Source organism: Micromonospora sp. NPDC002575 (assembly GCF_042889525.1).
Taxonomy (GTDB): domain Bacteria; phylum Actinomycetota; class Actinomycetes; order Mycobacteriales; family Micromonosporaceae; genus Micromonospora; species Micromonospora carbonacea.
In genome coordinates this window covers 13,648-27,431 of record NZ_JBIARA010000010.1, presented here as the reverse complement: position 1 = coordinate 27,431, position 13,784 = coordinate 13,648, and the positions used below count along the sequence as shown (strand labels likewise).

15 protein-coding genes are annotated in these 13,784 nt (G+C 75.5%); 7 read left to right on the top strand and 8 right to left on the bottom strand.

The window, feature by feature from the left end; all coding sequences use genetic code 11:
• Positions 1–59: 59 nt before the first annotated feature.
• Entirely contained in the window at positions 60–1,664 is a 1,605-nt protein-coding gene (locus tag ACFYWL_RS16825; protein ID WP_043967550.1) for an ABC-F family ATP-binding cassette domain-containing protein, read from the top strand.
• A 132-nt stretch (positions 1,665–1,796) separates the two neighbouring features.
• Here ACFYWL_RS16825 and ACFYWL_RS16820 read toward each other — a convergent pair whose 3' ends face one another.
• A complete protein-coding gene (locus tag ACFYWL_RS16820) occupies positions 1,797–2,399 on the bottom strand; it encodes a cadmium resistance transporter (protein WP_386973316.1) in 603 nt (200 codons plus the stop codon).
• 204 nt (positions 2,400–2,603) lie between these two features.
• Between ACFYWL_RS16820 and ACFYWL_RS16815 the strand changes: the two genes are divergently transcribed.
• The 3 genes from ACFYWL_RS16815 (at position 2,604) to ACFYWL_RS16805 (ending at position 5,804) form a co-directional block, all read left to right on the top strand.
• Complete coding sequence (locus tag ACFYWL_RS16815; RefSeq protein WP_007072022.1) at positions 2,604–2,831, top strand: helix-turn-helix domain-containing protein; 228 nt, start codon at positions 2,604–2,606, stop codon at positions 2,829–2,831.
• A 46-nt stretch (positions 2,832–2,877) separates the two neighbouring features.
• Positions 2,878–3,645, top strand: coding sequence for an enoyl-CoA hydratase/isomerase family protein (locus ACFYWL_RS16810; RefSeq protein WP_386973313.1), 768 nt, complete (start codon positions 2,878–2,880; stop codon positions 3,643–3,645).
• A gap of 179 nt (positions 3,646–3,824) precedes the next feature.
• Positions 3,825–5,804 (top strand): ABC transporter ATP-binding protein, encoded by a 1,980-nt coding sequence (locus tag ACFYWL_RS16805; RefSeq protein WP_386973310.1) that lies wholly within the window; start codon positions 3,825–3,827, stop codon positions 5,802–5,804.
• Positions 5,805–5,861: 57 nt separating this feature from the next.
• Here ACFYWL_RS16805 and mug read toward each other — a convergent pair whose 3' ends face one another.
• From mug to ACFYWL_RS16775, 6 genes are all read right to left on the bottom strand, one after another.
• Entirely contained in the window at positions 5,862–6,476 is a 615-nt protein-coding gene (mug, locus tag ACFYWL_RS16800; RefSeq protein ID WP_386973307.1) for a G/U mismatch-specific DNA glycosylase, read from the bottom strand.
• Positions 6,473–7,234 (bottom strand): SDR family oxidoreductase, encoded by a 762-nt coding sequence (locus ACFYWL_RS16795; protein ID WP_386973304.1) that lies wholly within the window; start codon positions 7,232–7,234, stop codon positions 6,473–6,475. Before ACFYWL_RS16795 ends, mug begins: the two co-directional genes overlap by 4 nt.
• 87 nt (positions 7,235–7,321) lie before the next feature.
• Positions 7,322–7,801 (bottom strand): hypothetical protein, encoded by a 480-nt coding sequence (locus tag ACFYWL_RS16790; RefSeq protein WP_386973771.1) that lies wholly within the window; start codon positions 7,799–7,801, stop codon positions 7,322–7,324.
• The gene (locus ACFYWL_RS16785) at positions 7,783–8,607 is read right to left on the bottom strand and encodes a DUF692 domain-containing protein (RefSeq protein WP_386973301.1); all 825 of its coding nucleotides are present in this window, start codon (positions 8,605–8,607) and stop codon (positions 7,783–7,785) included. The genes ACFYWL_RS16790 and ACFYWL_RS16785 overlap by 19 nt, the downstream gene beginning before the upstream one ends.
• Positions 8,604–9,527 carry a TIGR04222 domain-containing membrane protein gene (locus ACFYWL_RS16780; RefSeq protein ID WP_386973298.1) on the bottom strand — a complete coding sequence of 308 codons (924 nt, stop codon included), beginning with the start codon at positions 9,525–9,527 and terminating at the stop codon, positions 8,604–8,606. Before ACFYWL_RS16780 ends, ACFYWL_RS16785 begins: the two co-directional genes overlap by 4 nt.
• Positions 9,528–9,646: 119 nt before the next feature.
• On the bottom strand, positions 9,647–10,219 hold the full coding sequence (locus ACFYWL_RS16775) for a TetR/AcrR family transcriptional regulator (RefSeq protein ID WP_043967560.1): 573 nt from the start codon (positions 10,217–10,219) through the stop codon (positions 9,647–9,649).
• Between the two features lie 231 nt (positions 10,220–10,450).
• On the opposite strand from ACFYWL_RS16775, the gene ACFYWL_RS16770 reads away from it, so the two are divergent.
• Positions 10,451–11,095: an HAD family hydrolase gene (locus tag ACFYWL_RS16770; protein ID WP_386973295.1), complete on the top strand. Its 645-nt coding sequence runs from the start codon at positions 10,451–10,453 to the stop codon at positions 11,093–11,095.
• 345 nt (positions 11,096–11,440) lie between these two features.
• On the top strand, positions 11,441–12,382 hold the full coding sequence (locus ACFYWL_RS16765; protein WP_386973293.1) for a serine protein kinase RIO: 942 nt from the start codon (positions 11,441–11,443) through the stop codon (positions 12,380–12,382).
• A 102-nt stretch (positions 12,383–12,484) separates the two neighbouring features.
• On the opposite strand, the gene ACFYWL_RS16760 is transcribed toward ACFYWL_RS16765, so the two are convergent.
• Positions 12,485–12,730: a DUF2630 family protein gene (locus ACFYWL_RS16760; RefSeq protein ID WP_043967566.1), complete on the bottom strand. Its 246-nt coding sequence runs from the start codon at positions 12,728–12,730 to the stop codon at positions 12,485–12,487.
• Positions 12,731–12,835: 105 nt separating this feature from the next.
• Between ACFYWL_RS16760 and ACFYWL_RS16755 the strand changes: the two genes are divergently transcribed.
• On the top strand, positions 12,836–13,750 hold the full coding sequence (locus ACFYWL_RS16755) for a GNAT family N-acetyltransferase (protein WP_386973290.1): 915 nt from the start codon (positions 12,836–12,838) through the stop codon (positions 13,748–13,750).
• Positions 13,751–13,784 lie beyond the last annotated feature (34 nt).

The window sequence follows — 13,784 nt, the reverse complement described above, 5'->3', positions numbered from 1 at the left end:
GCCGGCGCTTTCGCGTGCCCTGAGTCAGCCCTTCCAGACCCCGAGAGCGAGTCCCCGACATGATCACTGCCACCGGCCTGGAGTTGCGCGCCGGCGCCCGGATCCTGCTGTCCGACACCACGCTGCGGGTGCAGCCGGGCGACCGCATCGGCCTGGTCGGCCGCAACGGCGCCGGCAAGACCACCACGCTGAAGGTGCTCGCGGGGGAGGGGCAGCCCTACGCCGGGCAGATCGACCGGCGCAGCGCCATCGGCTACCTCCCGCAGGATCCGCGCACGGGCGACCTGGAGGTCACCGGCCGCGACCGGGTGCTCTCCGCCCGGGGGCTGGACGTGCTGATGGCCCAGATGAAGGAGGTCGAGGCCCAGCTCGCCGAGAACGCCGACGACCGCCTGGTCCGCCGCTACGGCGCGCTGGAGGACCAGTTCGCCGCCCTCGGCGGGTACGCGGCCGAGGCCGAGGCCGCCCGCATCTGCGCCAACCTCGGCCTGCCCGACCGGGCCCTCGCCCAGACCATCGGCACCCTGTCCGGCGGCCAGCGCCGCCGCGTCGAGCTGGCCCGGATCCTGTTCCGCGACGCCGGCGAGAACGGCGGCGGCATCCTGCTGCTCGACGAGCCCACCAACCACCTCGACGCCGATTCGATCACCTGGCTGCGCGGGTTCCTCGCCAACCACAAGGGCGGGCTGATCGTGATCTCCCACGACGGCTCGCTGCTGGAGTCGGTGGTCAACAAGGTCTGGTTCCTCGACGCCACCCGCTCGGTGGTCGACGTCTACAACCTGGGCTGGAAGGCGTACCTGGAGGCGCGCGAGACCGACGAGCGCCGCCGCCGCCGGGAGCGGGCCAACGCCGAGAAGAAGGCCGGCGCGCTGATGGCCCAGGCCGACAAGATGCGGGCCAAGGCCACCAAGACCGTCGCCGCGCAGAACATGGCCCGCCGGGCCGAGAAGCTGATCTCCGGGTTGGAGGAGGTCCGGGTCTCCGACAAGGTGGCCAAGGTCCGCTTCCCGAACCCGGCGCCGTGCGGCAAGACGCCGCTCACGGCGACCGGCCTGTCCAAGTCGTACGGGTCGTTGGAGATCTTCACCGACGTCAACGTGGCGGTGGACCGGGGGTCGCGGGTGGCCATCCTCGGCCTCAACGGCGCGGGCAAGACCACCCTGCTGCGGATGCTCGGCGGCCTGCTGGAGCCGGACACCGGCGAGGTGCACGCCGGGCACGGGCTGCGGCTGGGCTACTACGCCCAGGAGCACGAGACCCTGGACGTGGAGCGGACGGTGCTGGAGAACATGCGGGCCGCCGCGATCGAGCAGACCGACACCGAGCTGCGCAAGATCCTCGGCGCGTTCCTCTTCTCCGGCGAGGACGTCGACAAGCCGGCCGGCGTGCTCTCGGGTGGGGAGAAGACCCGGCTGGCGCTGTCCACCCTCGTCTGCTCCGGCGCGAACGTGCTGCTGCTCGACGAGCCGACCAACAACCTCGACCCCGTCAGCCGGGAGCAGGTGCTGGACGCGATCGCCCGCTATCCGGGGGCGATCGTCCTGGTCACCCACGACCCGGGCGCGGTGCTGGCGCTCAAGCCGGACCGGGCGATCCTGCTCCCCGACGGCGACGAGGACGCCTGGAGCGACGACCTGCTCGAACTGGTCGAGCTGGCCTGACCGGCCGTCGGGCCTCGGCGCTCGCCCCGCCTCCGGGGAGGGCGACCGCCGGGCCGGTGGGCGAAATGGGAATTTCCGCGCCTTTTGCGGTGGGCCGTCACTCTCTGCACCGTGCGCGCGTCCTCGGCGCGCCTAGCCGAGCACGTCGCCCAGCCGGGTGAGGACCCCGGAGGTGACCAGGATCAGCGCGCCGATCGCGACGAAGACGACCGGGACCAGCCAGTGGCCGACCCGGCCGACCCACCGGACCACCACCGGGTGGCCGCCGAGCCCGGCGGCGACGGCGCACCAGAGCCCGACCAGCGCGACGAACACGGCCAGCGAGACCAGGGCGTCGGCCGGGGCGAGGGAGCGGAACACCGGCACGTAGACGGCGATGTTGTCGGCGCCGTTGGCCATGGTCACCCCGGCCACGCCGAACAGCCCGCCCACCACGGCGGGCGGCCCGTCGTCGTCCGAGCGGGCCAGCAGGGCGCGCACGCCGAGCGCGATCGGGAGCAGGCCGAGCAGCCCGGTCCACGGGTCGGGCACCACGAGCAGCCCGGCGGCGCCGACCGCGGCCGCGGCGACCAGGGCGGCGATGCCCAGGTACTGCCCGGCGACGATCTGCCCGGGGCGCGGGCGCCCGGTGCTCCGGGCGGCCACGAACAGCACGGTCAGCACCACGACGTCGTCGATGTTGGTGGCGGCGAACACCAGCGCCGCGCCGGCGGCGGTCGCGATCAGGTCGGTCACGCCCCGCAGGGTACGGCCGCCGGGCCCGCCGCCCCGGCCCGCCCGAACGGGGTACGGCGACCGGCCGACGTCACCCTATCGGGTAGCCGACAATGCATAGCGTGTCGGTTGGCGAATAGTTGATATCTGGCGCATGATCGTTCGAGGCGGTCTAATAGGTGGGACCGTATCCGAACCGCACAGTCTGGGACGTGAGGAATCAGCATGGCAGCCACTGGCACAGCCACCAGCACTGAGAAGGGTCGCCGGATCGTCGGAGCCGAGCGTCAGACGCTCGCCAAGGACCTGGTAAAGCGGTACACCGGCGGAGAGAGCATCCGTGCGCTCGCGGCCTCCACCGGCCGTTCCTACGGGTTCATCCACCGGGTGCTCACCGAGTCCGGCGTGCAGCTGCGTCAGCGCGGCGGCGCCCGGCGCCGTAAGAAGGCGTGACCCGCCCACCGACGTCGTCCATCAGCGCCGTCCTCCGGGCCGCCCGGTGACCTCTGGCGCGGTCGGGGTACGACTCGACTGCGACGGGCCGGTGGCGACGGTGACGTTGTGCCGGCCCGACGTGCTCAACGCGCAGACCCCGGCGATGTGGCGCGCGATGAGCGACTTCTCCCGCGACCTGCCCGGTGACGTGCGCGTCGTCGTGGTGCGGGGCGAGGGGCGGGCCTTCTCCGCCGGCCTCGACCTGGCGGTGGTCCGTGCGTCCGGCCCCGACTCCTTCGCCGAGCTGGCGACCCTGCCCGAGCAGGAGTGCGCCGACCGGATCGCCGAACTCCAGGCCGGCTTCACCTGGCTGCACCGGCCCGACGTGGTGTCGGTGGCCGCCGTGCAGGGCCACGCCATCGGCGCCGGCTTCCAGCTCGCGCTCGCCTGCGACCTGCGGGTGCTGGCGGCCGACGCCAAGCTCTCCATGGCCGAGGTGACCCTCGGCCTGGTTCCCGACCTGGCCGGCACGAAGCGCCTGGTCGAGCTGGTCGGCTACGCCCGCGCCCTGGAGATCTGCGCCACCGGCCGGCGGATGGACGCCGCCGAGGCCGACCGGCTGGGCCTGGCCACCCTGGTGGTGCCCAACGCCGAGCTGGACGCCACGGTGCGCGACCTGGCCGCGGGGCTGCTCGCCCACCCCCGGGACGCGGTGGTGGAGATCAAGGCGCTGCTCGCCGGCGCCGCCGGCCGATCCCACGCCGAGCAGCAGCGGGCCGAGCGCGAGGCGCAGACCCGCCGGCTCCGTGACCTCGCCGGCCGGGGCGAATAGAGCCCGCCCTCGGCCAGGGCGACAGCCGGACGGTCGGCCCGGGACCCGGCCCGGCCGCGCCCGGTGGGCAGAGCGGTAAGGACTCCCCGGGAAGAACCGGCTTACGGCCAAGGTTGTCGTAGCCGTCGGGACAATCGACCTGACGGCACGAGCCGACCACGACCCGGAGGTGACGCGTGATGTCCGACGGTGGCATGGCCGGCTGGAGCATGATCCGGTCGATGCGCAACCAGGACGAGGTCTCCGCCCACCGGCTCAGCCGCGGCACCGCCCGGCGGATCGTCGAGTTCGCCCGGCCCTACCGGCGCGACATCGTCGTCTTCCTGGTCACCGTGGTGATCGCCGCGGTGATCGGCGTGGCGACCCCGGTGCTCGCCGGTGACGTGATCAACGCGATCAGCCGGGGCGGCGCGGAGGCCGGGTCGACCGTGGTCCGCCTCGCCCTGGTCATCGCCGCGCTCGCCGTCGCCGACGCGCTGTTCTCGCTGGCCCAGCGGTGGTATTCGGCGCGCATCGGCGAGGGCATCATCCTCGACCTGCGCACCCGGGTCTACGACCACGTGCAGCGGATGCCGTTGCAGTTCTTCACCCGCACCCAGACCGGCGCGCTGGTCAGCCGGCTCAACAACGACGTGATGGGCGCGCAGCGGGCGTTCACCTCCACCCTCTCCGGGGTGGTCAGCAACGTCATCCAGCTCGTGCTCACCGCCGCGGTGATGCTCACCCTCTCCTGGCAGATCACCGTGCTGTCGCTGATCCTGCTGCCGATCTTCATCGTCCCGGCCCGCCGGGTCGGCCGGCGGCTGGCCGACATCACCCGCGAGTCGTACAACCTGAACGCCAACATGAACGCCACGATGACCGAGCGGTTCGGGGTCGCCGGGGCGCTGCTGGTCAAGCTGTTCGGCGCGCCCGAGGTGGAGGCGCGCCGGTTCGCCGGCCGGGCCGAGCGGGTCCGCGACATCGGCATCCAGTCCGCGATGTACTCGCGGACGTTCTTCGTGGCGATGCTGCTGGTCGCGTCCCTGGCCCAGGCGCTGACCTACGGCCTCGGCGGCTGGCTCGCGGTCACCGGCAGCGTCAGCGCCGGCACCGTGGTCACCCTCGCCCTGCTGCTCACCCGGCTGTACGGCCCGCTGACCGCGCTGTCCAACGTCCGGGTGGACGTGATGAGCGCGCTGGTCTCCTTCGACCGGGTCTTCGAGGTGCTCGACCTGCGTCCCGGCATCGCCGAGAAACCGGACGCCGTCGCCGTGCCGCGCGGCAACGGCCGGGTGGAGTTCCGCGACGTGCGGTTCCGCTATCCCGCCGCCGCCGAGGTGTCCCTGGCGTCGCTGGAGGAGGTCACCACCCTCGACCGCACCGTCACCGAGCCGGTGCTGCGGGGGGTCTCGTTCAGCGTCGAGCCGGGGCAGATGATCGCCCTGGTCGGCCCGTCCGGTGCGGGCAAGTCCACCCTGTCCATGCTGATCCCCCGGGTCTACGACGTCACCGACGGCCAGGTGCTCGTCGGCGGCGTCGACGTCCGCGACGCCACGCTCGCCTCCCTGCGCGACGAGATCGGCGTGGTCACCCAGGATTCCCACCTGTTCCACGAGACGATCGCCGAGAACCTGCGCTACGCCAAGCCGGACGCCACCGACGACGAGATCTGGGCCGCCCTCGCCGGCGCGCAGGTCGCCGACCTGGTGCGGTCCCTGCCCGACGGCCTCGACACGACCGTCGGCGAGCGGGGCTACCGCTTCTCCGGGGGCGAGAAGCAGCGCATCGCGATCGCCCGGCTGCTGCTCAAGGCCCCGTCGATCGTGATCCTCGACGAGGCGACCGCGCACCTGGACTCGGAGAGCGAGGCGGCGGTGCAGCGGGCCCTGGCGGTGGCGCTGACCGGGCGCACGGCGCTGGTGATCGCGCACCGGCTCTCCACCGTCCGTGACGCCGACCAGATCCTCGTCCTCGACGAGGGGCGGATCGTCGAGCGGGGCCGGCACGAGGAGCTGGTCGCCGTCGGTGGCCTCTATGCCGAGCTGTACCGCACCCAGTTCGCGGTCGCCGACTCGCCCGCGCCGTACGTGGACGCGACCGGCCCCGAGACCGTGATCACCATGCCGATGGCCACCTACGTCGCCGACGAGGCGCTGCCCCCGGCCGCCGCGAACTGAGCCGCCGCGAGCTGAGCCGCCGCGAGCTGACCCCGGCGGCCGGCGCCCACCCGCCGGTCAGGCGGGCGCGGCGGTGGCGGCGCGCAGCTCGCCGAACGCCGCGCCCAGCGTCTCGGCGGTGAAGTGGGCGTTCAGCCCGCTCGGGTTGGGCAGCACCCACAGCCGGGCGTCGCCGAGCAGCTCCGGCTGCGGCCCGAAGGTCGCCCTCGGCCGGCCGAACCCGATCCGGTACGCGGTCACCCCGACCACCGCCACCCACGCCGGCCGGTGCCGGCACACCTTCGCCGTCAGGATCCGCGCGCCCTCGACCAGCTCGGCGGCGGTCAGCTCGTCGGCCCGCGCGCTGGCCCGCGCCACCATGTTGGTGATGCCCAGCCCGTATCCGGGCAGCGCGTCCTGCTCGCTCGGGTGCAGCTGGCGGGGTGTGAAGCCGCCCCGGTGCAGGGCGGGCCAGAACCGGTTGCCCGGCCGGGCGAAGTGCCAGCCGGTGGCCGCCGACCACAACCCCGGGTTGATCCCGACGAAGAGCACGGTCAGCCCCGGCCCGATGACGTCCGGGATGGTCCGCTCCGCCGCCGCGGCCAGCTCCTCGCGCGTTGGCCGGCGGAGGCGGTCCGCCGCGCGGGGACTGCCCGGCCGGGAGCCGGGGCCGTCTCCTCCGGTGGCCGTCACAGGCCGCGCAGCGCGCCGCCGTCGACCGGGAGGGTGATCCCGGTCAGGTAGCCGGCGGCGGGGGAGAGGACGAACGCGGCGACCCGGCCGAACTCGGCGGGATCCCCGATGCGCCGCAGCGGGATGCCCGCCTCGGCCTCGGCCCGGGCCCGCTCGGCGTCCCCGGAGGCGGCCAGGAGCTGCCGGTTGCGGTCGGTCATGATCCGCCCCGGGAGCAGCCCGAGCACCCGCACGCCGCGCGGGCCGTACTCGTCGGCCATGTCCTTGGCCACCCCGGCCAGGCCGGGGCGCAGCCCGTTGGAGATGCCCAGCCCGGCCAGCGGGCTGCGGGCCGAGGTGGACAGGACCAGCCCGATCGCGCCGCCGTCGGTCAGCGCCTCGGCGACCGTGCGGGCGGTGCGGACGGTGCCCAGGAAGACGGTCTCGAAGGACTCCCGCCACTGCGCGTCGGTCGCCCCCGCCGCGGTGCCCGGCGGCGGCCCGCCGACGGAGACCAGCGCGCCGTCGAGCCGGCCGAACTGTTCCCGGGCGGCGGCGACCAGCCGCTGCGGGGTGGCCGGGTCGCTCAGGTCGCCGGCCAGCCCGATCGCCCGCTCGGGGCCGCCGAGCCGCCGCACCGCCTCGGCCACCTGCTCGGGGGCGCGGGCGGAGACGACCACCCGCGCCCCGTCGGCGACGAGGCACTCGGCGGTGGCGAAGCCCAACCCCCGGGAGGCCCCAGTCAGCACGTACACCCGGTCGGTGAGTCCCAGATCCATGCGCCGATCCTGCCGTACGCCGGCGGGGGCGGCCACCGGCGGGGCGGGACCACCGGAGGGCATTGCGGCCAGTGGCGGGCGGGGCGGCTAGCGGCGGGCGGGGCGCAGCAGGCGTACCCGGCCGGCGAGCCGCACCGCGACGGCGCCGCCGGCGCGGGCCAGGGCCGGCAGGCGGCGCGGTCGCGGCGGCGTCGCGCCGTCGTAGCGGCTGGCCGCCTCGCGGACCGCCAGCTCCTCCGCGCCCAGCGGCGGCAGCTCGCCCCGGCGGTGCAGCTCGCGGGCCAGGTCCCAGCCGTCGCGCAGCGAGCCGTTGGTGGGCCGGCCGTCGGCCCAGCCGGCGAACGTCGCCGGCCAGGCGTCACCGAGGCCGGCGGCGAGCAGCGGCCAGTGCCGGGCCACGTCGCCGGCCCGCTTGCGCAGCAGGGCGCGGCGGGCGGCGTCGACCGGGCCCGGGGCGAACCCGGGCGGCAGCGGCCCGCCCGCGACGAGCGCCGCCACCAGCTCCGCCTGCCGGGCGGCCAGGTCGCCGCCGCCGGCGTCGGGCGCGCTCACGTCACCGCCGGGTATCCGGACGCCGCGGCGATCGCGTCCAGCTCGGCCCGCAGCGCCGGCGCGGGCGGCCAGCGGCCGTCGCGTTCCAGCAGCAGCGCGGGCGGGCGGCGTCGGGCGCACAGCTCGCCGACCAGGTCGAGCACGGCCGGCGGCACCGGGTCGGTGTGCGTGTCGTGGTAGAAGCCGCCCTGCTCGGCGCCCCCGGCGACGTGCACGTACGCCACCCGGTCCAGCGGCAGCCGGTCCAGCAGGGCGAGCGGGTCGGCGCCCCGGTTGCGGGCGTTGGCGTGCACGTTGGCGACGTCCAGCAGCAGCGTCGCGCCGGTCGCGTCGAGGATCTCGGTGAGGAAGTCCGCCTCGTCCAGCTCGTCGTCGGGCCAGTCGAACAGCGCCGCGATCGGCTCCAGCGCCAGCGGCACCGGCAGGTCGGCCTGGGCGCGGCGCACGTTGGCCACCACCGCGGCCACCGCCTCCCGGCTGCGCGGCAGCGGCAGCAGGTGCCCCGCCTCCAGGCCGCCGGCCCGCACGAACGCGATGTGCTCGCTGACCAGCGGCGCGCCGACCAGCTCGGCCACCCGCGCGAGGTGGGCCACCCGGGCCGGGTCGACCGGCTCCGCGCCGCCGAGGGAGAGCTTCACCCCGTGCGGTACGACGGTGACGCCGCGCTCGACCAGCGCCGCGATGCCGGGCGGCGGCGGCCCGTGCGGGGCGACGGCCTCGGCCACCACCTCGACGAACCGCAGCCCCGGCAGCTCGGCCACGAAGCCGGCGATCTCGGGCCGCCAGCCGATGCCGACGCCGCTCGGACCCGGGCCGGTCATCCGCCGCAGCCTCCGCCGCCGCAGCCGCCGCCACCCCCGCAGGAGCTGCCCCCGCTGCACGAGCTGCCGCTGTCCGACGAGCCGCCGCCGCACCCGCCGCCCGAGGAGCTGCCGGTGCCGGCCAGCGCCTGCCGCTGGATCTCGGCCTGCTCGGCGAAGCCCGGATCCATGGCCCACAGCGCGGCGGTGCCGAACAGGGCGACGCCCATCGCCGCGCCGGCCGCCCCGTAGGTCGCGTACGCCGGGGCGGAGGCGGGGGCGAGGTGCACGTTGGTGCGGCGCAGCTCGCGCAGGGCGCGGTCGGCGGCGCGGGTCCGCCACGGCACCCGGGCGATCAGCGCGGAGACGATGGCCAGAGGGATCACGGCGAGCACCAGGAAGCCGACCGGCCGGTCGTTGGACAGCCCGGCGATGATCCGGAACAGGCCGAGCGCGACGAGGGTGAACAGCAGGTAGGACCCGCGGCGGGCCGCGTGGCGCTGGGCGGCGGTCAGCGCGAAGCCCTGCTGCTCCAGGCCCTGACGCAGCTGTTCGAGGGCCTGCGTCACCCAGCGGTCGCGGCCCAGCTCGCGGGCGTACAGGCCCTGGTTGGCGGCGTGGTGGACCGCCCGGTCCAGCGGGGTCGCCCCCGCCGGCAGGGGACCGCCGACGGCGAGCCGCCGGTCGGCGCGTACGCCGATGACGCCGGTGCCGCGCAGGCCGCCCAGCGAGGTCCAGACCGCGAGCTGGTTGCCGCCGTTGAGGTAGGCCACCTGCTGGGGGCCGAGCTGGGGGCTGCCGACGGCCGGAGGGCCGGCGAGGACCCGCCGCCGGTGGACGATCGCGCCGACCACGACGACGAGGCCGGCCAACAGGTAGAAACCGAGGAAGGTGGGCCCGGGGATGCCCCAGGTGTCACCGGACGCCGCGAGGACTCTCATGCTGCTGCTCCTGTCGCGCGAGGGGGTCGCGGGCCCATTGTGGGGCAGGCCCGCCACGCGTGGCCCGGGTCGGTGGCCGAGTTGCCGAAGCGTGATCGTCCCCTGCCGGAGGAGGGCCGTCAGCGGCGGCGGACGGCCTCCTCGACCAGGTCGAGCACCGGGCCGAGGTCGCCGGCCGGGCGGCCCATCGCCAGGTGCAGCACCAGGCCGTCGTAGGCGAGTTCGAGGAACCGGGCGAGCACGTCGATGGGTACGTCCTCGCGGAGCACCCCGGCCTCCCGCTGCCGCGCCAGCCGGTCCCGGGTGGCCTCGGCGATGGCGGCGGAGCGTTCCGCCCAGCGGCGGGCGAACGCCGGGTCGGTGCGCAGCCGCCGGGAGACCTCCAGTTGGCTGCCCAGCCAGCCGGTGGTGTCCGGGGAGACGGCGCGGGCCAGCAGGTCCCGCATCACCTGGACGAGGCCGTTGCGGGCGACCGTCTCCACCATGGCCGCCGCGTCGTCCTCGGCCACGGCGAGAAACAGCGAGTCCTTGTCCCGGAAGTGGTGGAAGATCGCGCCCCGGGACAGCCCGGTGGCCTCCTCCAGCCGCCGCACCGTGGCGCCCTCGTAGCCGTGCCGGGCGAAACAGGCCCGGGCCGCGGCGAGGATCTCCTGCCGGCGGGCGTCGAGCTGGTCCTGACTTACTCTGGGCACGGCACGATCGTGTCAGGTGGCCCGCCGCCATGCAAACCGTACGTACGGCTTGTAACGTGCCGGCAACGTGGCCGCGTCGGGCCGCGGGCGCCGGCCACGCGCGCCGGCCACGGGCGGTGCCGGCGGGGCCCCGACGTGTGATCGGCCGACGGGCGGCCGGCTACCATCGCCCGGTGCCGCCGTGCCTGCCGGCCCTGTCGGCCGGCGGCCCGTCTCCCTTAAGGTGCCCGAGTGCCGCTGCTCCTGCTGAATCTGGACAACACCCTGCTCGACCGGGCCGGGTCGTTCCGTGCCTGGGGTGAGCGCTTCCTGGACGGCATCGGCGCGCCGACCACCGACATCGACTGGCTGGTGTCGATCGACGCCGACGGGCTGACCGACCGGTGGGACGTGGCGGACGCGATCCGCGACCGGTACGGGCTGCTCATCTCCTCGCTGGACCTGGTGGAGGAGCTGCACGACGGGGTGGTGGCCAACAGCCGGCTCGACCCGCTGGTGGCCTGCGCCCTGCGGATCGCCGACGACGCCGGCTGGGTGCCGGTGGTGGTGAGCAACGGCAGCCTCCGCCAGCAGGACGCGAAGATCCGCCGCACCGGCCTGGACCGGTACGTGGCCGACTGGGTCATCTCCGAGGAGGCCGGCGTCAGCAAGCCCAACCCGAGGATCTTCGCGCTGGCGGCCCGGCGGGCCCGGATGCCGCTGCGCGGCGCGTGGGTGGTGGGAGACAGCCCCGAGGCCGACATCGGCGGGGCGGCGGCCGTGGGCCTGCCCAGCGTCTGGCTGCACCGGGGGCGGGCCTGGACGGACACCCGGTTCGCCCCCACGTTCACCGTCGACGGCCTGATCGCCGCCGTCGCCACCGTGCTCGCCGCCTGACGCGAGCCCGAAGGGCGGAGTCCCCCCGACACCGCCCCGCCCCGCCCCGCCCCGCCCCGCCCTCCCCTCCCCTCCCCTCCCCTCGCCCCGGTGATCAAGAGGTTTGCGTCACCGTCGAGATCAACTCTGACACTTTTCTCTTGATCACCGGGGCCGGGCCGGGGCGGTAGGGCCTGGGACGGTGCGGTAAATCGGTTGCCGTGCCGGGCCCGGGTGGCCCAGCATGGTGCCGCGCAACGGGCGCAGCCGGGTCGTCCCGGTCGAGGAGGGGAGGTCGGTCATGGCCGTCTTCGCAGGGCTCTTTCACCTGCCTTCACCAGCCTCGATCAAGGGATCACCAGCACAGTGCGTGACGACGACCTTCCGGCGCGCGGGCGCCGCAGCCGCGGCAAGGGCCGCTTCGACGACGACGAACCCCAGTTCCTGAAGCGTGGCCGGCCCGCCGAGCCGGTCCTGACCGACCCGGATCCGGACCCGGACGGCGACGCCTCCGGCGGCGACGCCTGGTCCAGCTGGGACCAGGCCGTCCACGGCCCCGAGCCGCACCCCGCCTGGCTCGTCACCGAGCTGGCCGCTCGGGACACCGACCTCGGGGTGCTCAAGACCGGCAAGGAGGCGGACGTCCACCTGCTCCGCCGGGCCGTGCCGGACACCGGCCGGTCCTGCCTGCTGGCGGTCAAGCGCTACCGCGACGCCCAGCACCGGCTGTTCCACCGTGACGCCGGCTACCTGGAGGGTCGCCGGGTGCGCCGGTCCCGGGAGAACCGGGCGATGGCCGGGCGCACCGCCTTCGGCCGGCAGATGATCGCCGGGCAGTGGGCCGCCGCCGAGTTCGCCGCCCTCTCCCGGCTCTGGGAGATCGGCGCCGAGCACGGCCGGATCGCCGTGCCGTACCCCGTGCAGCTGCTCGGCACCGAGCTGATGCTGGAGTTCGTCGGCGACCCCGACGAGGGGCTGGCCGCGCCCCGGCTGGCCCAGTGCCGGCCCGAGCCGGCCGAGCTGCGCTCGCTGTGGGAGCAACTCGTCGACGCCCTGGTGGTGCTGGCCAGGGCCGGCTACGCCCACGGCGACCTGTCGCCGTACAACCTGCTGGTGCACGCGGGGCGGCTGGTCATGATCGACCTTCCGCAGGTGGTCGACGTGGTGGCCAACCCGCAGGGCCCCGAGTTCCTGGCCCGCGACGTGCGGGTGGTGGGGGCCTGGTTCGCGGCGCGCGGCCTGCCGGACGGCGACACCGATCCGGCGGCGCTGACCGCGCTGCTGCTGCGTGAGGCCGGCATCCGCTGAGCCGGGCCGCGTGGGCGCCGGGGCCCGGCCCGGCGCCCACGCGGGGTGGGCCCGGGCGGCGCCGGTGCCCGGGGCGGTCGGCTGTCGCCGGCCGCCCCGCCGTCACTGGAGGTAGCGCTCCACCTCCGGGACCGGCCGCACGCCCTGGGCCTCGGGGTCGCCGTGGGCCTGGCGGGCGGCCCGCCGCCGGCGGAGCAGGTCCCAGCACTGGTCCAGGGACTCCTCCAACTCGCGCAGCCGGTCCTGCTCGTCGGCGGTGCCGGACTCCTTCGTCTGCGCGGCGGCGCGGAGCCGGTGCTCCTCGTCGACCAGTTCTGAGATCCGGTTCAGGATGGTCTTGTCGTCCATGCCCCTGAGCCTGGCACAGCGGGTCGGGTCACGCCCGCTTCTCCCGCGCGCCGGCCCGGCGGACGGGGTCGCGGAGCCCGCAGCGCTGCGGTACGTTGCCACGCGATGACGCTGACCGTGCGGCCGTTCGCCGATGCCGACGCCGACGCCGTGTCCGGGGTGCTGCGGGCGGGCCTGCCGCACCTGCTGGCCACCCCCGAGCTGCTGCGCTGGCAGGCAGCCCGGGCGCAGACCCCCGAGCGGTTCGGCGCGTTGGTGGCCGAGGCCGACGGGACGCCGGTCGGGGTGGCCCGCACCGGGCTGCTGCACGAGAGCGCGGAGCCGGGGCTGGGCTTCGTCAACCTGACGGTCCGGCCGGACCGCCGGGGTCAGGGCGTGGGGTCCGCCCTGCTCGCCGCCGCCGAGCAGCGGCTCGCGGGGCTCGGCGCGACCACGGCGTACGCGATGGTCGACGACACCCCGACGGACCTGGCCTTCGCCGAGCGGCACGGCTACCGGCGGGGCCGGCGGTCCCTGCTGCTGCGGTGTGACCTGGCCACGCCGCCCCCGCCCCCGGTCCCCGGGCCCGGCGTCCGGCTGCTCGCCGCCGCCGACCTGCCCGATCCACGCCTGCTCTACGAGGCCGACCTGGACGTCTCGCGCGACGAGCCGGGCGAGGTCAGCATGGACGAGATCGCGTACGCGGACTGGCTGGCGGCGTACTGGCACCGCCCCGACCTGGACCGGGAGCTGACCACGGTGGCCGTGGTGGACGGCGAGGTGGCCGCGTTCAGCATGGCGCTGACCGACGGCCGGCGCCACCACCGGTGCGGGATGACCGGCACCCGGCGTCCGCACCGCCGGCGGGGCCTGGCCCGGCTGGTGAAGCAGGCCGTCCTGGTGCGGGCGGCGGCGGCCGGGTTCCGGAGCTCGGTGACCACCAACGACGCCGGCAACGCCGCGATGCTCGGCCTCAACGCCACGCTCGGTTACCGGCCGATCGCCGCGCAGTGGCGGTACCGGCGGGATCTGCCCAGCTAGGAGACCCGCGGCGGGTCTCTTGTGACGGCGGGGA